Source organism: Kitasatospora sp. NPDC058032 (assembly GCF_042885845.1).
In the GTDB taxonomy this organism is placed as follows: Bacteria; Actinomycetota; Actinomycetes; order Streptomycetales; family Streptomycetaceae; genus Kitasatospora.
In genome coordinates this window covers 431964-456741 of the sequence record NZ_JBHVRK010000005.1, presented here as the reverse complement: position 1 = coordinate 456741, position 24778 = coordinate 431964, and the positions used below count along the sequence as shown (strand labels likewise).

Annotated in this window: 23 protein-coding genes; 10 read left to right on the top strand and 13 right to left on the bottom strand. The window is 72.3% G+C overall.

Features of this window, described 5'->3' with window-relative positions:
• Positions 1 to 16 precede the first annotated feature (16 nt).
• Together ACFVUH_RS12045 and ACFVUH_RS12040 are read right to left on the bottom strand one after the other, a co-directional pair.
• A complete protein-coding gene (locus ACFVUH_RS12045) occupies positions 17 to 679 on the bottom strand; it encodes a DUF6230 family protein (protein ID WP_355372768.1) in 663 nt (220 codons plus the stop codon).
• Between the two features lie 602 nt (positions 680 to 1281).
• Positions 1282 to 2280 (bottom strand): tetratricopeptide repeat protein, encoded by a 999-nt coding sequence (locus ACFVUH_RS12040; protein WP_387912744.1) that lies wholly within the window; start codon positions 2278 to 2280, stop codon positions 1282 to 1284.
• Between the two features lie 365 nt (positions 2281 to 2645).
• Here ACFVUH_RS12040 and ACFVUH_RS12035 point away from each other — a divergent pair, with 365 nt between their 5' ends.
• Complete coding sequence (locus ACFVUH_RS12035; protein WP_355372774.1) at positions 2646 to 3299, top strand: TetR/AcrR family transcriptional regulator; 654 nt, start codon at positions 2646 to 2648, stop codon at positions 3297 to 3299.
• A 74-nt stretch (positions 3300 to 3373) separates the two neighbouring features.
• Here the strand turns inward: ACFVUH_RS12035 and ACFVUH_RS12030 are convergent, their stop codons facing one another.
• The 3 genes from ACFVUH_RS12030 to ACFVUH_RS12020 form a co-directional block, all read right to left on the bottom strand.
• Positions 3374 to 5059, bottom strand: a complete 1686-nt coding sequence (locus tag ACFVUH_RS12030; RefSeq protein WP_355372776.1) for a methylmalonyl-CoA mutase family protein — start codon at positions 5057 to 5059, stop codon at positions 3374 to 3376.
• A 187-nt stretch (positions 5060 to 5246) separates the two neighbouring features.
• Positions 5247 to 5615, bottom strand: coding sequence for a DUF3817 domain-containing protein (locus tag ACFVUH_RS12025; RefSeq protein ID WP_355372778.1), 369 nt, complete (start codon positions 5613 to 5615; stop codon positions 5247 to 5249).
• 49 nt (positions 5616 to 5664) lie between these two features.
• Positions 5665 to 6204 (bottom strand): MarR family transcriptional regulator, encoded by a 540-nt coding sequence (locus tag ACFVUH_RS12020; RefSeq protein WP_355372781.1) that lies wholly within the window; start codon positions 6202 to 6204, stop codon positions 5665 to 5667.
• Between the two features lie 490 nt (positions 6205 to 6694).
• Between ACFVUH_RS12020 and ACFVUH_RS12015 the strand changes: the two genes are divergently transcribed.
• Together ACFVUH_RS12015 and ACFVUH_RS12010 are read left to right on the top strand one after the other, a co-directional pair.
• Positions 6695 to 8332, top strand: a complete 1638-nt coding sequence (locus tag ACFVUH_RS12015) for a M4 family metallopeptidase (RefSeq protein ID WP_387912742.1) — start codon at positions 6695 to 6697, stop codon at positions 8330 to 8332.
• Between the two features lie 406 nt (positions 8333 to 8738).
• Entirely contained in the window at positions 8739 to 10340 is a 1602-nt protein-coding gene (locus ACFVUH_RS12010; RefSeq protein ID WP_387912740.1) for a M4 family metallopeptidase, read from the top strand.
• A gap of 94 nt (positions 10341 to 10434) precedes the next feature.
• Here ACFVUH_RS12010 and ACFVUH_RS12005 read toward each other — a convergent pair whose 3' ends face one another.
• Positions 10435 to 10809 carry a DUF3817 domain-containing protein gene (locus tag ACFVUH_RS12005; RefSeq protein ID WP_387912738.1) on the bottom strand — a complete coding sequence of 125 codons (375 nt, stop codon included), beginning with the start codon at positions 10807 to 10809 and terminating at the stop codon, positions 10435 to 10437.
• Positions 10810 to 10950: 141 nt separating this feature from the next.
• On the opposite strand from ACFVUH_RS12005, the gene ACFVUH_RS12000 reads away from it, so the two are divergent.
• The 4 genes from ACFVUH_RS12000 to ACFVUH_RS11985 all read left to right on the top strand — a co-directional run bounded on the left by ACFVUH_RS12000 (position 10951) and on the right by ACFVUH_RS11985 (position 13970).
• Positions 10951 to 11589: an AIM24 family protein gene (locus ACFVUH_RS12000; RefSeq protein WP_355372792.1), complete on the top strand. Its 639-nt coding sequence runs from the start codon at positions 10951 to 10953 to the stop codon at positions 11587 to 11589.
• On the top strand, positions 11589 to 12239 hold the full coding sequence (locus ACFVUH_RS11995) for an AIM24 family protein (protein ID WP_355372795.1): 651 nt from the start codon (positions 11589 to 11591) through the stop codon (positions 12237 to 12239). The genes ACFVUH_RS12000 and ACFVUH_RS11995 overlap by 1 nt, the downstream gene beginning before the upstream one ends.
• Positions 12240 to 12517: 278 nt before the next feature.
• Complete coding sequence (locus ACFVUH_RS11990) at positions 12518 to 13324, top strand: AIM24 family protein (RefSeq protein ID WP_355372830.1); 807 nt, start codon at positions 12518 to 12520, stop codon at positions 13322 to 13324.
• A gap of 121 nt (positions 13325 to 13445) precedes the next feature.
• Positions 13446 to 13970, top strand: a complete 525-nt coding sequence (locus ACFVUH_RS11985; RefSeq protein WP_355372797.1) for a MarR family transcriptional regulator — start codon at positions 13446 to 13448, stop codon at positions 13968 to 13970.
• Positions 13971 to 14016: 46 nt separating this feature from the next.
• Here ACFVUH_RS11985 and ACFVUH_RS11980 read toward each other — a convergent pair whose 3' ends face one another.
• Positions 14017 to 14481 carry an anthrone oxygenase family protein gene (locus ACFVUH_RS11980; protein ID WP_387912735.1) on the bottom strand — a complete coding sequence of 155 codons (465 nt, stop codon included), beginning with the start codon at positions 14479 to 14481 and terminating at the stop codon, positions 14017 to 14019.
• Positions 14482 to 14555: 74 nt separating this feature from the next.
• Positions 14556 to 16049: an MFS transporter gene (locus tag ACFVUH_RS11975; protein WP_387912733.1), complete on the bottom strand. Its 1494-nt coding sequence runs from the start codon at positions 16047 to 16049 to the stop codon at positions 14556 to 14558.
• 101 nt (positions 16050 to 16150) lie between these two features.
• Between ACFVUH_RS11975 and ACFVUH_RS11970 the strand changes: the two genes are divergently transcribed.
• The gene (locus ACFVUH_RS11970; RefSeq protein WP_355372805.1) at positions 16151 to 16657 is read left to right on the top strand and encodes a MarR family transcriptional regulator; all 507 of its coding nucleotides are present in this window, start codon (positions 16151 to 16153) and stop codon (positions 16655 to 16657) included.
• A gap of 4 nt (positions 16658 to 16661) precedes the next feature.
• Here ACFVUH_RS11970 and ACFVUH_RS11965 read toward each other — a convergent pair whose 3' ends face one another.
• Complete coding sequence (locus ACFVUH_RS11965) at positions 16662 to 18407, bottom strand: acyltransferase domain-containing protein (RefSeq protein WP_355372807.1); 1746 nt, start codon at positions 18405 to 18407, stop codon at positions 16662 to 16664.
• Between the two features lie 259 nt (positions 18408 to 18666).
• Here ACFVUH_RS11965 and ACFVUH_RS11960 point away from each other — a divergent pair, with 259 nt between their 5' ends.
• A complete protein-coding gene (locus ACFVUH_RS11960; RefSeq protein WP_387912730.1) occupies positions 18667 to 19707 on the top strand; it encodes a ketoacyl-ACP synthase III family protein in 1041 nt (346 codons plus the stop codon).
• 66 nt (positions 19708 to 19773) lie between these two features.
• Here the strand turns inward: ACFVUH_RS11960 and ACFVUH_RS11955 are convergent, their stop codons facing one another.
• The 4 genes from ACFVUH_RS11955 to ACFVUH_RS11940 are packed head-to-tail and all read right to left on the bottom strand — an operon-like array spanning position 19774 to position 23990.
• Complete coding sequence (locus tag ACFVUH_RS11955) at positions 19774 to 20550, bottom strand: cyclase family protein (protein ID WP_355372812.1); 777 nt, start codon at positions 20548 to 20550, stop codon at positions 19774 to 19776.
• A gap of 48 nt (positions 20551 to 20598) precedes the next feature.
• Positions 20599 to 22176: an AMP-binding protein gene (locus tag ACFVUH_RS11950; RefSeq protein ID WP_387912728.1), complete on the bottom strand. Its 1578-nt coding sequence runs from the start codon at positions 22174 to 22176 to the stop codon at positions 20599 to 20601.
• Positions 22173 to 23156 carry an aromatase/cyclase gene (locus ACFVUH_RS11945; protein WP_387912726.1) on the bottom strand — a complete coding sequence of 328 codons (984 nt, stop codon included), beginning with the start codon at positions 23154 to 23156 and terminating at the stop codon, positions 22173 to 22175. The genes ACFVUH_RS11950 and ACFVUH_RS11945 overlap by 4 nt, the downstream gene beginning before the upstream one ends.
• Before the next feature lie 45 nt (positions 23157 to 23201).
• On the bottom strand, positions 23202 to 23990 hold the full coding sequence (locus tag ACFVUH_RS11940; protein WP_355372819.1) for an SDR family NAD(P)-dependent oxidoreductase: 789 nt from the start codon (positions 23988 to 23990) through the stop codon (positions 23202 to 23204).
• 206 nt (positions 23991 to 24196) lie between these two features.
• On the opposite strand from ACFVUH_RS11940, the gene ACFVUH_RS11935 reads away from it, so the two are divergent.
• On the top strand, positions 24197 to 24661 hold the full coding sequence (locus ACFVUH_RS11935) for a nuclear transport factor 2 family protein (protein ID WP_387912724.1): 465 nt from the start codon (positions 24197 to 24199) through the stop codon (positions 24659 to 24661).
• Positions 24662 to 24778 lie beyond the last annotated feature (117 nt).

Genomic DNA, 24778 nt, shown 5'->3' with positions numbered 1-24778 from the left:
CAGCCGAGGAACCGGCTCAGAAGCACTCGTGGTTGCCGTCGGTGTAGAGGTTGAGCTTCAGGCCCTTGAGCTTGAAGGTGCCCGCCGAGGTGGCCCACGCGGTCTGCTTCACGCCGTACAGGTCGGCGGTCTCCGCGGCCTGGGCGAAACCGGTCTTGCCGCTGGGCAGGCCGGAGCCGAGCGCGGACTTCCAGTTCTTGGTGGCCTCGCCGGTGAGGGTGGAGGCGTCCTGGCCGATGTTGATGTGGCCGAACTCGGCATCGGCCTCCAGGTAGTCGAGGTCGATCAGCAGGTTCCCGGCCTGGACCTGACGCGCTTCGTCCTCGCTGTCACCGGCCTCCAGGCGGAGGGTGACCTTCGGGAGCTTGAAGGGCAGCGGGATCACGTTCGGGTCGGTGACCAGCGACTGGCACATCCCCTTGATCCGGGCGGTGTCGAAGGCCGAGACCGCGACCGGGTGGGTCGTCTTGTCGGTCTGGACGTCGATCGAGCCGAACTGCGCGAAGTTGGTGCCGTGCAGCTCCTTCGCGGAGACCTTGAACTGCTGGCCCGAGATGCTGAACGAGGCGGCGAGCGCGCTGTTCGCCAGTCCGACGCCGACCGCGGCGGTGGCCGCGAGGCTCGGCACCATCACCAGGGCGAAGCGCTTCCAGCGGGTCTTGCCGTAGGTCCTGGACATGCGTGTCCTCCTTCTGGGACGTACATCTCCGGCTCCCCGGTGGCGGATGCCGCACCGATGGGGGCCTGGGATGGGAGAGAGCTACGTCCTCGGTAGCGGAGAGCGCCGTGGCGACACGGGCGGTCCCCCCGAGCGACAACCAGCGACCGCGCGGGCAGCGCGGCCGTACGAAGGACAGGAACCGCCGTGGGAGCGGATACCCCCCTGCCCTCTCGCCGGCGGCGGGACCGCCGGCCGCCCGGTGGGGATCCCCTCCTCCGGGTCCGCCGACCGGCTGCCGGCGGGGGTCGAAGTGTGGGGACCGGGCGTGCCGATGCTGCTCGAATCCCGGGCGAAGCACAAGAGGTTGCATTACTGACGGGTAATCCCACACGAGCGCGAATGATCATGAAATCGGCGCCCTGGGCACGCAGCGTGACGAAATGGAGGATTCGTGAGGGCTAAACCCCTAGGAAACGGCAGCGAAACACCCGTGGACGGTCACATGTCGTGACCATCCACGGGTGTTGTCAAGATTTGGTAAACCTCAGAGACGATGACCGTATTGTCGCCAAATCACCAGGCGGCACCGCAGGTCATCCACCGTGTCACCCGACGCCGCGTCAGAACAGCACCCGGGCCAGCGCCTGGCGCGCCGCGGTGACCCTCGGGTCCTCCGGGCCGATCACCTCGAACAGCTCCAGCAGCCGCAGCCGGGCCGCGTCCCGGTCCTCGCCGAAGGTCCTGCCGACCGTCGTCACCAGCCGGCCGAAGGCGTCCTCGACGTGCCCGCCGACCAGGTCCAGGTCGGCCGCCCGCAGCTGGGCCTCGACGTCCCCGGGGTCCGCCGCGGCGGCGGTCCGGACGGTCTGCAGGTCCAGTCCCTCGATCCGCTGCAGCAGCTCGGCCTGGGCCAGGCCGACCTTGGCCTCGGCGTTGCCCGGCTGGTCGGCCAGCACGTTCCGGTAGGCCTGGATCGCGCCGCTCAGGTCCCCCTGGTCGAGCGCGTCGTGGGCCGCGGACAGCGCCGGGTCCTCCGGGCGGCGCGGGGCGGCGGCCTCCGCGCCCTCGACGGGCGCGCCGCCGCCGGTGCCGACGATGCCGAAGCGCTGCTCGGCGACCAGGATCAGCTGGTCCAGCACCTTGCGGACGTTGGCCTCGTTCTCGGCGCCCTGGAACAGCGGGACCAGCTGGCCGGCCACCACGGCCATCACGGCCGGGATGCCCTGGATGCCGAACTGCTGGGCGATCAGCTGGTTGGAGTCGACGTCGATCTTGGCGAGCACGATCCGGCCGGCGTACTCCTCGGCCAGGCGCTCCAGGATCGGGCTGAGCTGCTTGCAGGGCCCGCACCACTCGGCCCAGAAGTCGACGACCACCGGCACCTCGGTGGACCGCTGGACGACCTCCACCTCGAAGGTGTCCTCGGTGACGTCGACGACGAGCGGGTACCCGGTCCCGGCCGGGGCGTCCCCGGCCGCATCTCCGGCGCCCGCCTGGCGGGCCCGCTCGGCCCTGGCCTGCTCGGCCTTCTGGGCAGCCTCGCCGGCTGCCTTCACCGCGGCGAGGTCGACCGCACCACGCAGGGCGGCACTGTTGAGACGAGAATTCCGTGGCTGCATGGCACCATCCTCCCCCGCCCGCGCCGCTGGTGGGCACCAACCTCCCGGAAAACGCCCCGCGCGGGCTGCGCGGTCCCGATTCCCGGGGTGGCGGAGCCACTGCCCGATAGCCTGAACCGTTCGGCGCGGATCCCCATCCGCGCCCGCGCCGCTCCCGTCCCACGGGGACGCGGCGCCTGGTCGTCGCTTTCGCTACGAGTCGTAGCGTAACTGGACCCGGGGCACCCGCCGCAACCCCCGCCGGGGCCTGCCGGACGTGAGCTGGGCCACTTTCCGGCGCAGCCCGGCTGACCTGGACACGAAGAAGTCGCTACCGTTACCAGCCCCACCCAAGTTACTTACCGGTAAATCGCAGAGGAGGCCCGGTGCCGGCCCCCCAGCCATTCGTCCCGGAGACCCCGGAGACCGCCACCACCCGGGCCAAGGGCCGCCCGCGCAGCGCCGCCGCCGATCGCGCCATCCTGGACGCCACCCGCGAGGCGCTGGCCGAACTCGGCTGGGGCGGTCTCACCATGGGTCATGTCGCGACCCGCGCCGGGGTCGCCAAGACCACCCTGTACCGCCGCTGGCCGTCCAAGAACGAGCTGGTGGTGGATGCCGTCGCCAGCCTCTTCGACGAGCTGGTGATGCCCGACCTGGGCAGTCTGCAGGCCGACATCGAGGCCGTGGTGGCCCAGTTCGCGGATCTGCTGGCCCGCCCGGAGACCCAGGCGGCACTGCTCGCCCTGTTCGCCGAGGGCACCCGCGACGGGCAGCTGCGCCGGCGGATCCGGGAGTCGATCGTCGACCCGCAGAAGCGGTTGGTCCGGCAGGGCCGCGCGGCCGCCCAGGCCCGCGGCGAGCTGGCACCGGACTGCGACGAGGCGACCACCCGCGAGGAGGTCGACATCATCTTCGACACCATCGCCGGGACGGTCGAGCACCGGGTGCTGGTCAGCGGCGAGCCGATCACCCCCGAGTGGACCCGGCGCTTCACCGGTCTGCTGCTCGGCCCCTTCCCGATCCCGCAGTCCGGCTGAGGCCGGGCACGGCGAAGGCCGCCCGGCACCCCGCGAAGGGGCGCCGGGCGGCCTTCACGCCCGTGCGGACCGGCTCAGAACCGGGCGGCCTCCCGGTAGATCCCCCACTCCTCGCGCAGCACGTTGCAGATCTCGCCCAGGGTCGCCTCGGCGCGCACCGCGTCCAGCATCGGCGGGATCATCGACGCGCCGGACCGCGCGGCGGCCAGCATCGCGTCCAGCCCGGCCCGGACCGCGGCCTCGTCCCGGCCCGCCTTGCGCGCGCCGAGCACCCGGACCTGCTCGCGCTCCACCTCGTGGCTGACCCGCAGGATCTCCAGCTCGGGGGTGACGCTGCGCGGGTGGCAGTTGACGCCGACGACCCGCTTCTCGCCCTTCTCCACGCCCCGCTGGTACTGGAAGGCGGCCTCGGCGATCTCGCCGGTGAACCAGCCGTCCTCGATCCCGCGCAGGATGCCGGAGGTGATCGGACCGATCGCGTGGTCCTCACGGCCCTTGTCCAGGATCTTGCGGAAGATCTCCTCGGCCTGCTGCTCGATCCGGTCGGTCAGCGCCTCGACGTACCAGGAGCCGCCCAGCGGGTCGGCCACATTGGTGACACCGGTCTCCTCCATCAGCACCTGCTGGGTGCGCAGGGCGATCTCGGCGGCCTGCTCGGAGGGCAGTGCCAGGGTCTCGTCCAGGGCGTTGGTGTGCAGCGAGTTGGTACCGCCGAGCACCGCCGAGAGCGCCTCGACGGCGGTGCGGACCACGTTGTTGTACGGCTGCTGGGCGGTGAGCGAGACACCGGCGGTCTGGGTGTGGAACCGCAGCCACTGGGCCTTCTCGGTCTTCGCGCCGAACCGCTCGCGCATCCAGCGGGCCCAGATCCGGCGGGCGGCGCGGAACTTGGCGATCTCCTCGAAGAAGTCGAGGTGCGCGTCGAAGAAGAAGGACAGGCCGGGTGCGAAGACGTCCACGTCCAGGCCCCGGGACAGGCCCAGCTCGACGTAGGCGAAGCCGTCGGCCAGGGTGTACGCCAGCTCCTGCGCGGCCGTCGCCCCGGCCTCGCGGATGTGGTAGCCGGAGACCGAGAGCGGCTTGTACGCCGGGATCCCGTTGGCGCAGTACTCCATGAGGTCGCCGATCAGGCGCAGGTGCGGCTCGGGGGCGAAGAGCCACTCCTTCTGGGCGATGTACTCCTTGAAGATGTCGGTCTGGAGGGTGCCGTTGAGCACCGCCGGGTCGACGCCCTGCCGCTCGGCGGCGACCAGGTACATGCAGAAGATCGGCACGGCCGGGCCGCTGATCGTCATCGAGGTGGTGACCTCGCCGAGCGGGATGCCGCGGAACAGCACCTCCATGTCGGCGGCCGAGTCGATCGCGACGCCGCAGTGGCCCACCTCGCCGAGCGAGCGCGCGTCGTCCGAGTCGTAGCCCATCAGGGTGGGCATGTCGAAGGCGACCGAGAGGCCGCCGCCGCCCGCCTCCAGGATCATCCGGTAGCGCTCGTTGGTCTGCTCGGCGTTGCCGAAGCCGGCGAACTGGCGGATGGTCCAGGTCCGGCCGCGGTAGCCGGTCGGGTGCAGGCCCCGGGTGTAGGGGTACTCGCCGGGCCAGCCGATCCGCTCGAAGCCCTCGTAGGCCTGTCCGGGGGCCGGGCCGTAGACCGGCTCGACCTCGTCCCCGGAGAGGGTGGTGAAGTCCGCGTCCCGCTTGCGGGCGCTGTCGTACCGCTGCTGCCAGCGCTGCCGCCCGCGCTCGATCTCCTCGGCGTCCATGACCCCGAACTCCGCTCCGTACGGCCGCCACGCCAGCGGGCGGCACAGCTATTAGGACGTCCTACCAATTTACTCGGACGTCCTAGTACTTGTCGACGGACGTCGCCCACCGACCACGCGGGCATGCGAAAGGGCGCCCTCCCCCGGACGGGGAAGGGCGCCCTTCGGATGTGCCCCGGGGCTTCGCTCAGACGCCGGCGGGCTGGCGGGCGGCGTCACCGGCGGGCAGCTTGGCGGCGGCCTCGGCGACCACCTTGCGCTCGGCGACGAAGGAGGCGAACGGGATGCAGCCGGCGGCCAGGGTGAAGACCATCCGGCCCAGCGGCCACTTGAGCTTCTGGCCGAGCAGGAAGGTCACCACGAAGTACCCGATGTAGAGGTAGCCGTGCAGCATCGCGACGTAGGTGGTCACGTCCTCGGCCGCGTGGAAGCCGTACTTCGCGACCATGAAGCCGCAGAACACCAGCAGCGCCACACCGGTCGCAATGGCCAGGGCGCGGTACCAGCCCAGCAGGGGGGTCGCCTTCATCGTCTTCATCGCCTCGCTCGGCAGCATCGGGGGGTACGTCCGGATCCGCGCACCGCTCACACGAGGGTAGCCGCCCTCACGCCCCCGGCCGCGCAGCCCCCTCGCCGGACGGCTCGGCGAAGTCGCCCGCCGCCACCCGCAGCGGGCGGAGCAGCTCGAAGACCTCCCGGCACTGGTCGGCGTCGTACTCCTCCAGGCCGAACTCCATCGCCATGAGCTCCCGGGTGGCGCCCTCGACGACCTCGCGCCCCCGGCCGGTGATCGCGGCGAGCACCCCGCGGCCGTCCAGCGGGTTGGGGCGGCGGGCGACCAGGCCGGCCCGCTCCAGGCGGTCGACGGTGTTGGTGACGCTGGTCGGGTGCACCATCAGGCGCTCACCGATCTTGGAGAGCGACAGTTCGCCGGTCCGGCTGAAGGTGAGCAGCACGAGCGCCTCGTAGCGGGCGAAGGTCAGCCCGTACGGCTTGAGCACCGCGTCCACACGGGAGAGCAGGATCTGGTGGGCCCGCATGACCGAGGTGATCGCCGCCATCGCGGGGACGGTCCCCCAGCGGCGGGTCCACAGCTCGTCGGCGCGGGCGATCGGGTCGAAGTCGAGTGCGAGGGGCTTGGCCACCTCCTTACCGTACCGGCGGGCACGGGGAGGGCTACCAGGCGTCCTGATGGTGGACAAGCGCGACACGTGGCGGGAACCCGCCAGTCGACCTGTCAGGTACGTACCAGCACGTTGCCGGGGTGTGAACGGGCACCAACCATCCGCGCGGACGGGCCGGTTGACCCCCGCGGCGGCGTCCGCCCCGCCACCGGGCGTCGGTTCGGACGGTAACCCGCCGAACGGCGGGGCGGTTCGTCCCGTTCGTCACGCCGTTCACCTTCCGCCGCGTTGGCGAGACCTGGCCAATTCATGAACGAGACCTGTCATTTCACTTGTTGGATTGTCATGCTTTCCGCCAGCCCCGTTCGGTGGCCACCGCCCCACCCACCGGTGACCACCGTGGACCGCACGGAGCAGCACGTCAGCGCCCGTTCCGCCCCTCAGGTGCCAAGCCCGGCACCCCGGAGCGCGGCGCGACCGCGCACACGCGGTTTCCCGGAAGGACCTGTACGTGAAGCGAAAGCTCGCAGCCGGCGCCGTACTCTCCGCCACCGCCCTCGTCACCGGCGTCATCCAGGTGAGCACCGCCGCCCAGGCCACCCCCACCCCCTCGGTCCAGGCGCAGGCCGCGCAACAGCGCGCCGACCTGATCGCGCTGGCGAACGGTCAGGCCGATCCGCTGACCAAGGCCCTCGGGCTGGGCGGTCAGGAGAAGCTGGTCGCCAAGGACGCCGTGGTGGACGCCAACGGCACCCGCCACCTCCGCTTCGAGCGCACCTACGCCGGCCTGCCGGTGCTCGGCGGCGACCTGGTCGTGCACCAGGCCGCCGACGGAGCCGTCAAGGCGGTCGACAAGGCCGTCACCGCGCAGATCGCGGTGCCCAGCCTGACCCCGGGGATGCCCGCCGACCGGGCCGCCGACCAGGCCACCGGCGCGGTGCAGTCCACCGTCGGCATCGCCGCCGACAAGGACGAGTCGCCGGTCACCCGGGTGCACCGGGCCGGCGCCGCCCAGCTGGTCGTCTGGGCCGCCGACGGCAACCCGCGGCTGGCCTACCGGACCACCGTCGAGGGCGTCCGCGCCGACGGCACCCCCAGCAGCCAACTGCTGGTCACCGACGCCGCCACCGGCCAGGTCCTCTCCAGCCACGAGCAGGTGCAGACCGCCACCGGCACCGGCACCGGCGTCTTCGTCGGCACCGTCCCGCTGACCACCACCCAGAGCGGCTCGACCTACTCGCTCAAGGACGCCTCGCGCGGCGGCCAGTCCACCAGCGACCTCAAGGGCAAGACCTCCGGCTCCGGCACCCTCCTCACCGACACCGACAACGTGTGGGGCGACGGCACCGCCGCCAACCGCCAGTCGGCCGCGGTGGACGCCCAGTTCGGCGCGGCGGCCACCTGGGACTACTACAAGAACACCTTCGGCCGCAACGGCATCAAGAACAACGGCGTCGGCGCCACCAGCCGGGTCCACTACGGCCGGAACTACGTCAACGCGTTCTGGAACGACTCCTGCTTCTGCATGACGTACGGCGACGGCACCAACAACACCAACCCGCTGACCGCGCTGGACGTCGCGGGCCACGAGATGACCCACGGCGTCACCTCGGCCACCGCCGGCCTGAACTACTCGGGCGAGTCCGGCGGCCTCAACGAGGCCACCTCGGACATCTTCGGCACCATGGTCGAGTGGTACGCCAACCTCCCCGCCGACAAGCCGGACTACCTCATCGGCGAGGAGATCGACATCAACGGCGACGGCACCCCACTGCGCTACATGGACAAGCCCTCCAAGGACGGCGCCTCGGCCGACTCCTGGTCCTCCTCGGTGGGCGGCCTGGACGTCCACTACTCCTCGGGCGTGGCCAACCACTTCTTCTACCTGCTGTCCGAGGGCAGCGGCGCCAAGGTGATCAACGGCGTCAGCTACAACAGCCCGACCTCCAACGGCTCCACCGTCACCGGCATCGGCCGGGACAAGGCGGCGGCGATCTGGTACCGCGCGCTGACCGTCTACTTCACCTCGACCACCAACTACAAGGCGGCCCGCACCGGCAGCCTGAGCGCGGCGGCCGACCTCTACGGCGCCGGCAGCGCCGAGTACAACGCGGTGGCGGCCGCGTGGAGCGGGGTCAACGTCAACTGACGCCCGCCGAGGGAGACGTCCGGGGCCCCACTGGGAGGGGAGGCCCCGGACGTCTCCATTCCCTTCGCCCGCGTAGCAACGCCGGACGGGGGCGGCAAGACTCGCCGCTGGCGGGAACCCGCCAGCGGACCAACCGGGACGAACCGGTCAACTGTCGTACCCGAACCCATCCGTGCGGGTCTTGGCGAGACCTGGCCAATCCCCGGCGGCGACCTGTCCTTCCACGCCCTTTGTTGTCATGCTTCTGACCAAAGCCCCGTCCGGACGCCCGTCGCCCCCACCCATCGACGGTGCGTCAGGCCGCACGGGACCAGCACGTCCGCGCCCTACCGCCCCTGGCGCCGACCCCGGCGCCCCGGTACGTGGCGTGACCGCGCACCCGCGGTTTCGTGGAAGGAACCCGTACGTGAAGCGAAAGCTGACAGCCGGCGCCGTACTCTCCGCCTCCGTCCTGCTGGCCGGCGCCATCCAGGTCGCCGCCGCCCCCGCCCACGCCGCCCCCGTCCAGCAGCGCGACTCGCTCATCGCGCTGGCCGGGCAGCAGGCCGCCCCGGTGGCCCAGGCGCTCGCCCTCGGCGGCCAGGAGAAGCTGGTCGTCAAGGACGTGGTGGTCGACGCCAACGGCACGCGCCACCTGCGCTACGACCGCACCTACGCCGGCCTGCCGGTGCTCGGCGGCGACCTGGTCGTCCACCAGAAGGCCAACGGCACGATCGCCTCGGTGGACCGGGCCTTCGACGGCCGCCTCGCACTGGCGAGCCTGACCCCGGCGATCTCCGCCGGCACCGCCTCCGCCCAGGCCGTCGACTCGGTCCGGGCCACCGTCGGCATCGCCCCGACCGACAAGGACGCCTCCCCGGTCACCCGGGTCGACGGCGCCGGCACCCCGGCCCTGGTGGTCTGGGCCGGCGACGGCAGCCCGCGGCTGGCCTACCGGACGGCGGTCCACGGCGAGCGGGCCGACGGCACCCCGAGCCGCCAGCAGCTGGTCACCGACGCCGCCACCGGACAGGTGCTCTCCAGCCACGAGGAGGTGCAGACGGTCAACGGCACCGGCAAGGGCGTGCACGTCGGCACCGTCACCCTCAACACCACCCAGAGCGGCGCCACCTACCAGCTCAAGGACCCGGCCCGCGGCAACCAGTGGACCGGCAACGCCAAGAACAACAACGCGCTGTACACCGACGCGGACAACGTCTGGGGCAACGGCCTCGCCACCGACACCCAGTCCGCCGCGGTCGACGCGCAGTTCGGCACCGGTGCCACCTGGGACTTCTACAAGAACACCTTCGGCCGCAGTGGCATCCGCAACGACGGCGTCGGCGCCAGCAACCGGGTGCACTACGGCAACGCCTACATCAACGCCTTCTGGCAGGACTCCTGCTTCTGCATGACCTACGGCGACGGCCAGAGCAACACCCACCCGCTGACCGCCCTCGACGTGGCCGGCCACGAGATGAGCCACGGCGTCACCTCGGCGACCGCCAACCTCACGTACCTCAACGAGTCCGGCGGCCTCAACGAGGCCACCTCGGACATCTTCGGCACCCTGGTCGAGTGGTACGCCAACATCCCCTCCGACGTGCCGGACTACCTGATCGGCGAGAAGATCGACATCAACGGCAACGGCACGCCGCTGCGCTACCTGGACAAGCCCTCCAGGGACGGCAAGTCCCCCGACGCCTGGTACGCCGGGATCGGCGGCCTTGACGTCCACTACTCCTCGGGCGTGGCCAACCACTTCTTCTACCTGCTGTCCGAGGGCAGCGGCGCCAAGGTGATCAACGGCGTCAGCTACAACAGCCCGACCTCCAACGGCTCCACCGTCGCCGGCATCGGCCGCGACAAGGCCGCCGCCATCTGGTACCGCGCGCTGACCGTCTACTTCACGTCGAGCACCAACTACAAGGCGGCCCGCACCGCCACCCTGAACGCCGCCAGGGACCTCTACGGCGCCCCGGAGGTCAACGCGGTGGCCGCGGCGTGGAGCGCGGTGAACGTCAACTAGCGACGAACGGACCACCCCCGGAAAAGACGGCAGGCTGCCGGGGCCCACTGGGAGAGGGGGCCCCGGCAGCCTGCCGGCGCGTTGCGGGGAGGAGTCAGGCCGCGGCCGGCACCGCGACCTTGCCGCGCTCCTCCTTGGCGAGCATCCGCTCGGCCACGAAGCCGCCGCCGGGCAGCACCGAGAGGATGAACAGCAGGGCGCCGCGCTTGACGTCCCACTTCTGCGTCTGCCAGGCCATGATCCAGAAGACGACGTACAGGATGAACAGGATCCCGTGGATCATGCCCATCACCGGTACGGCGTTGAAGTCGGTGGTGCGCTTGAGCAACGAGCAGAGCAGCAGGAGCAGGAAGGAGACCCCTTCGGGGCCGGAGACCAGGCGCAGGCGGTGGACGGCGCTGCTGTTCACGATGGGTACCTCGATACGCGGGGGGCTCTGGGGATCGCTTGTGAACCGGCTCACAAGCATCCGGTCCATTATCACCGATCACCTGTCCGAACCAATCGGCGGGGGTGGTACCGGAGCCCGGCCGGCCGCTTTGTCGCAGACGCGTACCAGAACACCGCCGCCCCCTCCCCCGCCGTGCCCGCCGACCGCTAGATTGCGGCCGTGGCACAGTTTCGACTCCAGGGGTCAAAGACGCTCGCCGTCGACATGACCGGCGATTCCGTGAAGGCCAAGAACGGTTCGATGGTCGCGTACACCGGCCAGATGAACTTCAAGAAGCTCAGCGGGGGCGGTGACGGCCTGCGCGGCATGGTGACCCGTCGGCTCACCGGTGAGCAGATGACGGTCATGGAGGTGAAGGGACAGGGCACCTGCTACTTCGCCGACCAGGCCACCGAGATCAACCTCGTGCGGCTGAACGGCGAGACGCTGTACGTCGAGTCCGACAACCTGCTCTGCACCGAGGGCACCCTGAAGACCGGCACCACCTTCACCGGTCTGAACGGCCTGTCCGCCGGCAACGGCCTGTTCACCACCAAGGTCGAGGGCCACGGCTGGGCCGCGGTCACCTCCAAGGGGCCGGCGATCATCCTGCGGGTCTCGCAGGGCACACCGCTGCGGGTCGACCCGGGGGCGTACGTCGCCCACACCGGCAACCTCAACCGCTCCATCAAGTCCGGCGCCGGCTGGAGCACCTTCATCGGCGAGGGCGGCGGCGAGGCCGTCCAGGTGGAGTTCACCGGCGAGGGGCTGGTCTACGTGCAGCCCTCCGAGAAGCTGACCATCGGGGGCGACGTCTGATGGCGTTCACGAAGATCAACAGCAAGATGATCGAGGCCCGGGTCGTCCCGGGCCAGCGGCTGTTCAGCCAGCGCGGCGCGATGCTCGCGTACACCGGCGAGGTGAAGTTCACGCCGAACATCACCGGCGGCCAGGGCGGCGTGATGTCGATGATCGGCCGCCGGGTGGCCAACGAGGACACCCCGCTGATGACCGTCGAGGGCCAGGGCAGCGTGATGTTCGGCCACGGCGGCCACCACGTGCACGTGATCGACCTGACCGGCGACACCCTGTACGTCGAGGCGGACCGGCTGCTGGCCTTCGAGGGCTCGCTGCAGCAGTCCACCATGTTCATGGGCTCGCAGGGCGGCGTGATGGGCATGGTCCGCGGCCAGGTGACCGGCCAGGGCCTGTTCACCACCAAGCTCGACGGCAAGGGCTCGGTCGCGGTGATGGCGCACGGCGGCGTCTTCGAGCTGCCGATCACCCCGCACCAGCCGGTGCACGTCGACCCGCAGGCCTACGTCGCGCACCGCGGCCAGGTCCAGAACAAGCTGTCCACCGCGCTCGGGTGGCGCGACATGATCGGCCGCGGCTCCGGCGAGGCGTTCCAGCTGGAGCTGTCCGGGAACGGCACGGTGTACGTGCAGGCGAGCGAGGAGAAGCTCTGATGTCCTACCCTCCGCAGCCCCCGTACGGCCAGGATCCGTACGGCCAGCCGACCCAGCCCGGCTACCCGCCGCCCGGCCAGCCCTACCCACCACAGGGGCAGCCGTATCCGCCGCAGGGGCAGCCCTACCCGCCGCCGCCCGGCCAGCCGTACCCCCAGCAGGGCCAGCCCTACCCGCCGCAGGGCTACCCCCAGCAGGGCGGCTACCCGCCGCCCCCGCCGCCCGCCCAGCCGCCGCAGCAGTACGCCCAGGAGCAGTACGGCGGCGCGCAGGCCCCGCTGCCCACGGCGCAGGACGGCTCCGGCCCGGTGGTGCACGACGCGCACAGCCTGCCGTCCAACGACAACGTCAACCCGTACGCCTTCTCGGTGGACCTCAACGGCCCGTACTTCCTCCAGAAGGGCAAGATGATCGCCTACTACGGCGACATCTCCTTCAAGGGCGTCGGCTCCGGCGCGGCCGACCGGCTGCTCGGGCACTTCAACTCCCCCATGCACGCGGCGGACTGGGTGGTCGCCGAGGGCCGCGGCAAGCTGCTGCTGGCCGACCGGGCCTTCGACCTGAACTCCTACGACCTGGAGAACGGGAACCTGACGGTCCGCTCGGGGAACCTGCTGGCCTACGAGCCCACCCTGAAGCTCAAGCAGTCGATCATCCCCGGGTTCCTGACCCTGATCGGCACCGGCAAGTTCGTCGCCGCCTCGAACGGGCCGGTGCACTTCGTCGAGCCGCCGATCCGGGTGGACCCGCAGGCGCTGGTCGGCTGGGCGGACTGCCCGGCGCCGTGCCACCACTACGACCACGACTACATGCACGGGCTGATCGGCGGCCTGCGCCGGCTCACCGGGCTCGGCGGGGCCTCCGGCGAGGAGCACCAGTTCGAGTTCATCGGCGCCGGCCAGGTGCTGCTGCAGTCGAGCGAGGTCCTGATGGCCGAGCGCTCGGTGGGCGAGGTGCATGCCGAGGCCGGGGTGCCGATGGGCGGAGTGCCGGGCCAGCACGGCTCGGGCAACAGTCAGTTGCCCAACATGAACGTGCCCGGACTCGGTAACCTGGGCAACCTCGGACGGCGCTTCGGGCTCTGACCGCACGGCCACGGCGCGCGGCGGGCACCCCGCACGCGCCGTGGCCGGATCGCGTCGGCCGTCCGGCGGGAGCACCGGGAAAGTCGTACAACATTGAACTAAATGCGGTATCGTGGGGGCCATGGAGACGCACACGATCGACCCCGCCGACATCTCAGCCCCCCCGGCCGAGGGGCCCGAGGAGGAGACCCCGTGGCTCACCGCCCGGGAGCAGCGGTTGTGGCGCGCCCACCTGGAGGTCGCCAAGCTGCTGGACTACCAGCTCAGCCGTGAACTCCAGCCGCACAACCTCGCGATCAACGACTACGAGATCCTGGTGGTGCTCTCCGAGGCCCCCGAGCGGCGGATGCGGATGACCGACCTGGCCACCGCCACCCTCCAGTCGAAGAGCCGGCTCTCGCACCAGATCACCCGCATGGAGAACGCCGGCCTGGTGCTGCGCCAGGAGTGTCCCGGCGACCGCCGCGGCCTCTACGCCCACCTCACCGAGCAGGGCTGGGAGACCATGCAGCGGGTCGCGCCGTGCCATGTGCGCAGCGTCCGGGCGCACTTCATCGACCGCTTCTCCGCCGAGCAGCTCGACGCGATGTACGAGGCGCTGGCGCCCGTCGCCGAGCACCTGCGGGGCCTGCGCGGACGGGCGTAGCGCCACCGCGCGCCCCGGGCGGCCCACGGTGGCGCCGGGCCGCCGACTACTTCGGGCCACCCGCCGCGAGCAGGCCGAAGGCGGCCACCGCGAGCGCGGTGCGCGCGGCGTGCAGGGCGTTCCAGCGTGCCTCGAACCCCTGCCGCAGCGCGTGCCAGTCCGCCTCGGCGACCGGGCTCCCGGCGGCCAGCCGGGCGTTCAGCGGAACGTTGCCGAGCAGGGTGACGGCGATCGCGCCGGCCGCGCAGAGCGCCGCCGCACCCAGCAGCCAGGTGCGCGAACCGCCGCCGAAGCCGCCCGCGAGGACGGCCCACGGCAGCAGCGCCGTCCCGGCCAGCACCACCAGGAACGGCGGGCTGGGGACCGCCTCGTTCAGGTGCCGCATCGCGACGACGTAGGCCCGGTCGTCGAGCCGCGCCAGGGCGCGGACCACGGCGAAGGCGTAGCAGAAGCAGAATCCGGCGAACAGGCCGGTGCAGACCAGGGCGAGCAGCATGACCGGACGTGCCACGGCGGCCGAACCTCTCGGTCGTGGGCGCGACCCCCCGGGCGGTTGCCCGGTGGGTCGCGCCGGTACGGAACGGGTCAGATCTCGATCTCGCTGAGGACGGCACCGCCGGGGCGGCCCACCGCCTCCTTGACCGGCTCGCCGGCCGGTCCGGCCGGCGCCCCTGTGGTCTGCGCCGCCGGACCGCCCTTGATGAACAGCGCGGAGATGCCGCCGAGCAGGACCACCGCGGTGCCGACCCACAGCGCCGGGGCCAGGCCGTCGGTGAAGCTCTGGGCGCTGCCGTAGCCGCCCTCGGCTGTGAAGATCGAGGCCAGCACGGCGATGCCGAAGACGCCGCCGAGCTCGCGGATGGCGTTGTTGGCGCCGGAGGCGATGCCCTCCTCGGCGCGGCCGACCGAGCCGAGCACCAGGTTGGCGACCGGGCCGTAGTAGAGGCCCATGCCGAGGCCGTTGGCGATGAAGCCGGGGATCAGGACGGCGTAGGACGCGGTCGGGGTGACCACCATGGCCAGGTAGAGGATGCCGGCGGCCTGGAGGAAGAGGCCGGCCGCGACGATCGGCTTGCCGCCGATCTTGTCGGACAGGATGCCGCTGGCCGGGGCCGCGAGCAGGGTCATGCCGGTCCAGGTGAGCATCTTGACGCCGGCACCGAGCGGCGAGGCACCCTGCACGGTCTGCAGGTACTGGGTGATCAGGAAGATCACGCCGAACATGCCGAAGTACATGAAGAGCGAGGCCAGGTTGGCCGCCGTGAAGGTGGCGCTGCGGAAGAAGCGCATCGGCAGCATCGGGGCGGGCGTGCGGGCCTCCCACCAGACGAAGGCGGCGAAGAACAGCACGCCGGCGGCCAGGCTGGCGACGATCTGGCCGTCGGTCCAGCCGCGCTCGCCGGCCCGGACCATGCCGAGCACCAGACCGAGCATGCCGAGCCCGGCGAGCAGGGTGCCGACCAGGTCGAGCTTGGCGCTCGGGCCGTGGCTCTCGGTGAGCCAGCCCGGGATGAGCGCCAGCAGGACGATGCCGATCGGCACGTTGATCCAGAAGATCCAGGACCAGGAGAGGTTGTTCAGCACCAGGCCGCCGGCCAGCGGGCCGAGCGCGACGGCCAGGCCGCCGATGCCACCCCAGGCGCCGAGCGCGGCACCGCGCTTCTCGGGCGGGAAGGCGGCGGAGAGCAGCGTCAGGGTGAGCGGCAGCACGATGGCCGCGCCGAGGCCCTGGACGACCCGGGCGGCGATCAGCGTCTCGATGCTGCTGGAGAGCGCGGCGAGCGCGGAGGAACCGGTGAAGATCGCCAGTCCGATCGCGAAGAGCCGCTTGCGGCCGAACCGGTCGGCGACCGCCGAAGCGATCATCAGGAAGACCGCGAAGGTCAATGTGTAGCCATTGACCGTCCATTCCAGGCCTTCGACGCCCGTGTGCAGTTCCTCGCGGATGCTCGGCAGCGCCGTGGTGACGATCAGGTTGTCCAGCGAGGCCATGAACAGGGCGATCCCGACCACGATCGCAGTCCGGACGGGATGCCCGCGGGTCGCCGAATCAGCCGAGAGAGTTACGCGTTCGGACATGACGTCCCCTCAGGAGGTACGCGCCGCGCGCAAGGGGGCGCGTTGAGATTAATTAACCTGGAAACCGTTCCGAGCGGCAATGTATCCATATGATGGTTTCCATGTCAATCAAAAAATCGGCGTCCCTCCCCCTGGGGATCGCCCCGCCGGAGGCCGGCGAGGCCGGCTTCCAGGCCTGGATGACCGTCGTCCACGCGTTCTCGCTGGTCTCCAAGACCCTCGACCGTGAGCTGATGGACGCCCACGGGATCTCGCTGGCCTGGTTCGAAGTGCTGGCCCGGCTGCACCGCCGGCCGGAGGGGCGGCTGCGGATGCAGGAGCTCTCCCAATCGCTGGTGGTGTCCAAGGCCAGCGTCACCAAGCTGATCGACCGGATGGAACTGGCCGGCCTGGTCCACCGGCAGACCGCCACCGACGACCGCCGGGTGACCTACGCCGTGATCACCGACACCGGACGGATCACCCTCACCTCGGCCCTGCCCACCCAGATCGGCAACATCCGCCGGCACTTCGGCCAGTTCCTCTCGACGGAGGAACTGGACACGCTGCGCGGGCTGCTGGAGAAGGTCGTATCCGGCCAGGCCACCCTGGGCGGCCGGGCCGGTTGACACCTCACTTGGGTGGCTGCAGGGCGTCCCGGTCCAGGTCGTGGCCCTCCACCCAGAGCCGGCCGGCCCCGGACAGCAGCGCCCGCCGGTCGTCCTCCGGCGTTCCCGGCCGGGTCGGCAGCAGCGCCGTGACGGCGCTACGCCCGGACCGGACCGCCGGATGCCGGCGGGCCAGGGCGGCGAGCCCCTGCCCGGGGCCGGCCTCGACCAGCAGGTGGTCCCCGTCGGCCAGCAACCTGTTCAGCGCCGGACCGAACAGCACCGGTCCGGCCAACTGCCCCGCCCAGAAGGCGGGATCGGCGACCTGCTCGGCGGTCAGCGGACCGCCTCCGGCCGCCGAATGGACCGGGATCGAGGGCAGGTTGCGACGCACCGCGGCGAACGAGGGTGTGGAGGCCGCCGCGTACGGGGCGAGCGCCGGACTGTGGAACGCCTTGTGGGACCTGGCCGGACGGCAGGTGATGCCGTCGTCCTCCAGCGCCCCGGCCACCTTGGCCAGCTCGGCGTCCGGCCCGGCCAGCAGGCACTGCCGCGAGCTGTTGACCGCGCCCACCACCACGTCGCCGACCAGGTACGGCGCCAGCCGGTCCGCGGCCGCCGCCACCGCCAGCATCCCGCCCGGCGGGGCGTCCGCCACCAGTTCCACCCGCTCGCGGACCAGCCGGACCGCGTCCGGCAGGGTGAACACACCTGCCAGGGTCGCCGCCACCATCTCGCCGATGCTGTGCCCGAGCAGGGCGTTCGGCCGCACTCCCCAGCTCATCACCAGCCGGCCCATCGCGTAGCCGACCGCGAAGAGCAGCGGCTGGGAGTACTCGGTCGCGTCGACCGGTTCGCCGGACAGCCAGACGTCGCGGACCCGTTCGCCGTCCTCCAGCAGGAGCAGCACCGCGTCGACGGCGGCGGTGAACACCGGCTCGTGGCCGTACAGCCCGGCGCCCATCCGCGGATACTGCGAGCCCTGACCGGGGAAGAGCAGCGCGACGCCCCGGCGCTCGGTCACGGTGCCGCGCAGCACCGGGTCACCGGTCCGCAGCGCCGCCACCACCTCCTCCCGCGAGGCGGCCACCAGGCAGCCGCGGACCGGCTCGACCGGCTGCCCGAAGAGCTCCGGCAGCGGTACGGGCCGCTCCCCGGTCGACTCCAGCGCCCTCAGCACCTCGTCGCGCATCCGCTCCTCGGCGTCGGCGTCCTGCGCCGACCAGGCGTGCAGGTACGGCCCGACACCGGGGCTGCGGCTGAGCCGCTCGCCCGGGGGCATCAGCAGCACCGCCCGGCCGTCGGTGGGCTCGGGGCCGGGCCGCAGCACCGCGTCGGCCGGCCACGCCCCCCAGCCGAACAGCGGACGCAGGTCGCTGATGGCGGAGACCGGCTCCCCTTCGGGGACGGCCGGCGGCCAGGAGCAGGCGCGCAGCAGGCCGAGCACCCGCTCACCCTCGGCCAGCGCCTCCACCGAGCGGCGCAGCACCACGGCGGCGACGGCTCCGGGCTGCGGCTCGTGCAGGCCGACCGCGACCACGGTGTCCGCCTCGCCGCGCTCCAGCGCCCGGCAGGCGGCGAACAGCGCGGCCCGGGAGTCGGCGACCGACTCCACCGGGTAGGGCCCCGCCGGGTCCACCGCGTACGGGCCGGCCACCACGAAGCGGGTCCGGACCGGCAGCCGTTCCGGGCCGACGCCGAGCCAGATCAGCAGCAGAGCGGCCCAGCCCGGTGCGGCGAAGGCGTCGGCAGCCCCCTTCAGCCGGACCATGCCCCTGACAATTGCGCAGTCCTGATCGACCATGACGCCGCCCCACCCATCGCTCCACCGGCCGCCCCAACGGCGGTCCGGGTACTCGACCCTGTCGCCCACACCTCCGAGACCGCTGGAACTCCGCTGGAGAGGCCCCGCCACCAGCATCTCTCCAGCCCGGTTCGAGGGCAGATCGAGCCGTCCCGCACAGGGTGGGAGACGGCTGCTGCCCGTCAACCGGCCGGGCGGCCCGGCCGGTTCGAGCAGTGGAGGACGCATGAGGTACGAGGACGTGTACGTAGCGGCGACCGGCAGCGCGCTGCCGCCGGGCATGCCGGTGGAGGAGGCACTGGCCGCCGGCCTGGTCGACCGGCGCATCGCCGTCTCGACCGGCATCCGGTCGATCGCCGTCGCCGGGCCGGGTGACTCCCCGCCGGAGCTGGCCGCGCGCGCCGCCGCCGAGGCGCTGGCCCGCAGCGGCCACACGCCCGCGGAGGTGCAGCTGCTGCTGCACGCCACCGTCTGGTACCAGGGCCACGACCTCTGGCCGCCGGCCTCGTACGTGCAACGGACGGCGATCGGCAACCAGTGCCCGGCCGTCGAGGTCCGGCAGATGTCCAACGGCGGCATGGCCGCGCTGGAGCTCGCCGCCGCGTTCCTCGGCTCCCCCGCCGGCCGGCGCGACACGGCCGCGGTGCTCACCGCCGCCGACCGGTTCGCCGGGCCGCACTTCGACCGCTGGCGCAGCGACCCGGGCACGGTCTACGGGGACGGCGGCTCGGCGCTGGTGCTCAGCCGCCGGGGCGGCTTCGCCCGGCTGCGCAGCCTGGTGACCGTCTCCGACCCGGAGCTGGAGGGCATGCACCGGGGCGACGACCCGTTCGGGACCGGCCTCGGCGCGCTGCGTTCCCCGGTCGACCTGGACCCGCTGAAGCGCCAGTTCCTGGCCACCGCCGGCAAGTCCTTCGTCCTGGCCCGGACCCTGGCCGGCCAGGAGACCGCGCTCAAGCAGGCGCTGGCCGAGGCCGACACCGGCCTCGACGGCATCGCCACCCTGGTGCTGCCGCACTTCGGCCGGCGCCGGCTGCAGGCCGTCTTCCTGGAACGCCTGGACGTCGACATCGCGCGCACCACCTGGGAGTTCGGCAGCGGCGTGGGCCACCTCGGCGCGGCCGACCAGTTCGCCGGACTGGACCACCTGGCCGCCACCGGGCGACTGCGGCCGGGTGAGCGGTGCCTGGTGATGGGCGTGGGGGCGGGCTTCACCTGGTCCTGCGCGGTGCTGGAGATCGAGCAGCGGCCGACCTGGCAGGACTGACGTCCGCGACTCCCACGACGAGGGAGGGTCCGCCCCACCGGGCGGACCCTCCCTCGTCGTGCCGGTTCAGTCCTCGACCGTGGCCACCGCACGGGTCCAGCCGGCGCCGGCCCGGGCGATCTTCACCGGGAAGCAGGTCACGGTGAACCCCGACGGCCGGGGCAGCGCGTCCAACCCGCCCAGTCGCTCGATCTGGCAGTACTCCCGCTCCCGGCCGGCGAAGTGCGCGGGCCAGAGCACGGAGCGGTCACCGGTCTCGCGGTAGCGGCGGATGATGTCCGAGAACGGCGCGTCCAGGCTGAACGCGTCCGTCCCGATCACCTTGACGCCGAAGTCCAGCAGGAAGTTCACCGCGGAGCCGTCCAGCCCGGTGAACTCGGTGAAGTAGCGCTGGGTGCCGACCCACGCGGAGGCTCCGGTGTGGATCAGCGCGATGTCCAGCGGCTGCGGCTGGTAGCCGATCCGGTCCAGCTCCTCGGCCAGCACCCCGGCGTCCACCGCACCGGTGCCGGCGCCGCGCACGTCCAGGACGAAGGCCGGGCGCTGGAACCAGTCGAGCGGCATCTCGTCGATCGTCCGCGGCGGGCCGCCGTGCCCGGTCCGGGTGCCGTAGTGCGAGGGGGCGTCGACGTGGGTGCCGATGTGGGTGCTGACGGTCAGGATGTCCTGGTTGAGGAACTCGCCGTCCGGCAGTACCGCCGGGTCGAGGTCGACCCCGAACTGCTCGCGCATCCCGTCGGTCATGTAGACGGCCGCCTCGGCCGGTGTCATGACCTTGTGCTCCATCGGCTCCGCCTCCCAGAAGTCGGCGTCGATGGGCGAGGACAGGTCGATCAGTCGCATGCTCTCGTCTCCCGCAGCGTTGTCGGTCGGTTCACTCGGTACCGGTGCTCACCGGACGCGCTTGCGCAGCGCGGTCCGGTCCACCTTGGTGTTGGCCAGCCGGGGCAGCTCGTCCAGCACCTCCACGCGGTACAGCCGCTGGTGCGGCTCCACCAGGGCGTTGACCCGCTCGCGCAGCCCCTCCACCAGGGCGGCCAGGGCCTCCGGGCCGGCCGGCCGGTGCGCCGGTCGGAGCACCACGAAGGCCACCGGCACCAGCTCCCCGTCGTGCGGTGCGTCCACCGCCGCGCACTCGGCGACCTCGGGCTCCTCGGCCAGGAAGCACTCGATCTGCCCGGGGGCGACCAGGACGCCGCCGGTGGTGAAGACGTCCCGGACCCGGTCGAGGAAGAACAGGCTGCCTTCCTCGTCCAGGTAGCCGACGTCACCGGTGGAGAGCCAGCCCCGCGCGTCGACGGCCTCCTCGGGTTGCGGCACCAGGTAGCCCTTCATCACGTTCGGGCCCTGCACCTGGATCTCGCCGATCGCGTGCGGGGCCACCGGGAGCCGCGACTCCAGGTCGACGATCCGCAGCCGGCTGCCGGGCAGCGGACGGCCCACCGAGCCGGGCCGGGGCGCCGAGAGCAGGTCCGAGGCGGCCAGCGAGGAGGTCTCGCACATGCCGTAGCCCTGGAGCATCGGGACGCCGAACTGCCGGTCCAGCGCGCGCAGCACGGTGGGGCGCAGCGGGAAGCCGCCGGACGCCACCATCCGTACGGTGGCCAGCTCCAGCTCGCCCAGCCGAGGGTGGCCGGAGAGCTGGATCAGCCGGAACGGCAGGGTGTAGAAGTGCGTCGCCCGGTACTCGTTGGCGTGGCCCACCGCGTCCACCACGTCCCCGCCGGAGAGGACGTGGGTGGCGCCCACGTGGGTCGAGGCGTTCATGTGCATCGGGTGGTAGAGCGGCAGCCCGTTGAGCACCACCGAGCCGGCGTCCTGCTCGTGCGCGGTGGACAGCTGCACGGCGCCGGTCAGCAGGTTGCGGTGGCTGAGCCGCACCGGCTTGGGCTTGCGGGTCGAGCCGCTGGTGAACAGGACGCAGGCGGTGGCCTCGCCCCGGCTCGGTACCGGCGCGGGGCCGGCCGGCCGCTCGGCCAGGAGGTCCAGCACGGACGGGACGCCGTCCTGGGCGGGGCCGATCAGCAGCACGTGCTCCAGGTCGGGCAGCCGGTCGCGCAGCGGCGCCAGCCGCTGGTACACCTCGGGCGTCACCACGGCGGCCCGGGCCCGCGAGAGGCTGAGCGCGTGCTCCAGCATCTCGGCGCTGTACAGGTGGTTGGCCGGGTTGACCACGTTGCCGCTGCGGATGATGCCGTAGTAGAGCGCCGGGAACTCGGGGACCAGCGCCATCGAGAGCAGTACCGGCGCCCCGTCCGAACCGAGCAGCCCGGCCAGGCCGCGGGCGTAGGCGTCGGCCTGGTGGTCCAGTTCGGCGAAGGTGACCTCCCCGGCGCCGGGGACGATCACGGCCGGGCGGTCGCCGAACCGCTCGGCGGCCCGGGTGAGCAGTCCGTCCACACTGCCGCCGGGGACGGGCGGGAGCTCGGCCCCGTGGCTGAGGAACGGCTCGGTGGTCAGGTCGCTCACAGGTTCTCCCCGGGGGTGGCGTGGGCACGGGCGTGGCGGAGCGTGGTGCGGCTGTTGGTGCCGAGCGCGTTGCGGACGGCGGCCCGGGCCCCGGCGTAGTCGGTGTCCGGCCCGAAGGCGGTGGCCAGCGCGGCCGGGTCGAGCACCACCGAGTGGCGCGAGGTGACACGGACGCCGCCGTCCACCGGGGTGAACAGCCACTGCCCGGTGTGCGCCGTCATCACCGGCGGCAGACCGGTCTGCTTGTAGACGATGCGGTCCGGGAAACAGAGCCGGACGGACTTGGTGGTGTGGACGGAGCCGTCGGCGGCGAGGGTGTCCATCTCCATCGTCTGGACGCCGTCCTCGTCCTCGGTGAGGTCCAGCCGGGACACGTGCGGCAGCCGCTGCGGCCACAGGTCGGAGCGGTGCAGGAACTCGTACACCGCGGCCGGGTCGGCGCCCGGCATCTCCTCGGTGTCCTCGAAGCTGAAGGACAGCTCGCCGGCCGTGTCGCCGAGTTCGGCGGCGGCCCGCAGGGCGGCCAGCTCGGCGGTGGAGTTCCGGTCGCAGGCCTGCTCGATCCAGCGGACGGCCTGCTCGTCGTCCTCGTCGACGGCCCGCCAGAAGTGGTCCAGCTCGACCAGGGTGGTGCCGTCGGCCTGCTCGGTGAGCCGCCAGGCGCCGCCCATCGCGGCCACCGGGCTGCTGGAGCGCTCCTGCCGGAAGGACACGCGGAGCCCGGCCGGGTCGAGCTGCCGCAGCGACGTCCAGTTCCGGACCTCACCGTTGGCGAAGGCCCAGAGCCGGATGCGCTCCTGCCCGTCGACCGGTTCGAGCCGCTCGGCGTGCACGGTCGGCCCGAAGACCTGGGGCCAGGCGGTGACGTCGGCGACCAGGTCGTAGACGGCCTTGGCGGGTGCCGCCACGGTGACCGTGTGCGTCACCTCGTGGGTGGCGCCGGCCGCGGGCAGGCCGGTCTCGGCGGTGTTCTCTGCCATGGGTACTTCCCCCTCGTGGATCGTCCGGCCGGTGGCGCGGGCCGGTCAGTAGTTGCCGAGGCCGCCGCAGACGTTGATCGCCTGCGCCGTGATGGAGGCGGCCAGGTCGGTGGTCAGGTAGCCGACCAGGCCGGCCACCTCCTCCGGCGTGGTGTAGCGGCCCAGCGGGATGCGCGCCTCGAAGCGCCGCAGGACGTCCTCGGGGGTGGTGTCCCAGACGGCGGCGTAGCCCTTGCGCACCTCCTCGGCCATCGGCGTCTCGACGAAGCCCGGGCAGACGGCGTTGACGGTGATCCCGGTCTTGGCCAGCTCCAGGCCGAGCGCCTTGGAGAGGCCGACCACGCCGTGCTTGGAGGCGGAGTACGGCGCCGCCAGTACCACGCCCTGCTTGCCGCCGGTGGAGGCGATGTTGATGATCCGGCCGCGGGACAGCTCCTGCATCCGGCCGGTGGTGAGCACCTCGCGGACCATCCGGAAGGTGCCGTTGAGGTTGGTGTCGATCACCGACTCCCAGAGCTCGTCAGCGAGCTCCGCCGTGGTGCCGCCCCCGCCCCGGCCGGCGCTGTTGACCAGCACCTCGACCGGGCCGAACGCGTCCACCGCGGCGGCCGTGAACCCGCCGACGCTCCGTACGTCGCGGACGTCCAGCCGGGCGCCGGCGGCCTGGATCCCTTCGCCCACCAGCTCCTTGACGGTCGCCTCGACCACCGCTTCGTCGCGCGCGCCGACGAACACCCGGTACCCCGCCGCGCCGAGGTGCCGGGCCACCGCCAGGCCGATCCCACTGGTGCCGCCGGTGACCACCGCGCTGCCGCGGTTCCGCTCCCCGCCCATTGCCACTCCGTCCGTTCGGTTCCGTGGCCGACCCCGCGAACGGACCGGCGCGGTCTCGATGCTCACGGGCGCTGCTCAAGGGCCGCTGGAGCCGGACTGGACGCGGCGGACGGGTCCAGTCCGGCTCCAGCGGCCCTCCAGCGACGCCCGACAGGCTCGGCGGACGCCGGAGCGCCCGTGCCGAGGCAGACCCGAGGAGACGTCACATGACCGCACTGTTCGACACCGCGACGGCCGCCGGGGCCGTCGACACCGCGCTCCACCTGGAGATCCAGCACTTCTACGCCCGGCACATGCAGGCCGTGGACCTGGGCGACGTCGCCGCCTGGGCCGCCGGCTTCACCGAGGACGGCGTCTTCTCCACCAACGCCTTCCCGGAGCCGGTGGTCGGCCGGGCCGCGATCGAGGCGGCCACCGCGGCGGGCGAGGAGGCCCGCAAGCCGACCGGGGTGATCCGCCGCCACGTGCTCACCACGCTGGCCCTGGAGCCGGCTGCGGACGGCTCGGTGCGGACCCGTTCGTACGTGATGGTGCTGGAGACCCTGCCGAAGGCGCGCACCGAGATCTACTGCAGCACGCTCTGCGAGGACGTGCTGGTCCGTGGCGAGCACGGCGGCTGGCTGATCCGCAGCCGGCACATCCTGCGCGACGACCTGATCGCGCGCGACTGAACCCGGCACCGCCGTCCGCCCCCACCGGCCGGGTCGGCGGGGGCGGCGGGCTGCCGGCGCACGACAACGGGAGAAGCGGGGGGGCGGCGGGGGGGGGGGGGGGAGGGGGAGGGGGGC

Bases quoted from the DNA above. Each gene is read 5' to 3' on its own strand.
- ACFVUH_RS11965 (WP_355372807.1), bottom strand. From the start codon at position 18,407: ATGGTCCGGCTGAAGGGGGCTGCCGACGCCTTCGCCGCACCGGGCTGG.
- ACFVUH_RS12005 (WP_387912738.1), bottom strand. From the start codon at position 10,809: ATGCTTGTGAGCCGGTTCACAAGCGATCCCCAGAGCCCCCCGCGTATC.
- ACFVUH_RS11995 (WP_355372795.1), top strand. From the start codon at position 11,589: ATGGCGTTCACGAAGATCAACAGCAAGATGATCGAGGCCCGGGTCGTC.
- ACFVUH_RS11975 (WP_387912733.1), bottom strand. From the start codon at position 16,049: ATGTCCGAACGCGTAACTCTCTCGGCTGATTCGGCGACCCGCGGGCAT.
- ACFVUH_RS12025 (WP_355372778.1), bottom strand. From the start codon at position 5,615: ATGCTGCCGAGCGAGGCGATGAAGACGATGAAGGCGACCCCCCTGCTG.
- ACFVUH_RS11935 (WP_387912724.1), top strand. From the start codon at position 24,197: ATGACCGCACTGTTCGACACCGCGACGGCCGCCGGGGCCGTCGACACC.
- ACFVUH_RS11985 (WP_355372797.1), top strand. From the start codon at position 13,446: ATGGAGACGCACACGATCGACCCCGCCGACATCTCAGCCCCCCCGGCC.
- ACFVUH_RS12030 (WP_355372776.1), bottom strand. From the start codon at position 5,059: ATGGACGCCGAGGAGATCGAGCGCGGGCGGCAGCGCTGGCAGCAGCGG.
- ACFVUH_RS12040 (WP_387912744.1), bottom strand. From the start codon at position 2,280: ATGCAGCCACGGAATTCTCGTCTCAACAGTGCCGCCCTGCGTGGTGCG.
- ACFVUH_RS12045 (WP_355372768.1), bottom strand. From the start codon at position 679: ATGTCCAGGACCTACGGCAAGACCCGCTGGAAGCGCTTCGCCCTGGTG.
- ACFVUH_RS11960 (WP_387912730.1), top strand. From the start codon at position 18,667: ATGAGGTACGAGGACGTGTACGTAGCGGCGACCGGCAGCGCGCTGCCG.
- ACFVUH_RS11945 (WP_387912726.1), bottom strand. From the start codon at position 23,156: ATGGCAGAGAACACCGCCGAGACCGGCCTGCCCGCGGCCGGCGCCACC.
- ACFVUH_RS11955 (WP_355372812.1), bottom strand. From the start codon at position 20,550: ATGCGACTGATCGACCTGTCCTCGCCCATCGACGCCGACTTCTGGGAG.
- ACFVUH_RS11940 (WP_355372819.1), bottom strand. From the start codon at position 23,990: ATGGGCGGGGAGCGGAACCGCGGCAGCGCGGTGGTCACCGGCGGCACC.
- ACFVUH_RS11970 (WP_355372805.1), top strand. From the start codon at position 16,151: ATGTCAATCAAAAAATCGGCGTCCCTCCCCCTGGGGATCGCCCCGCCG.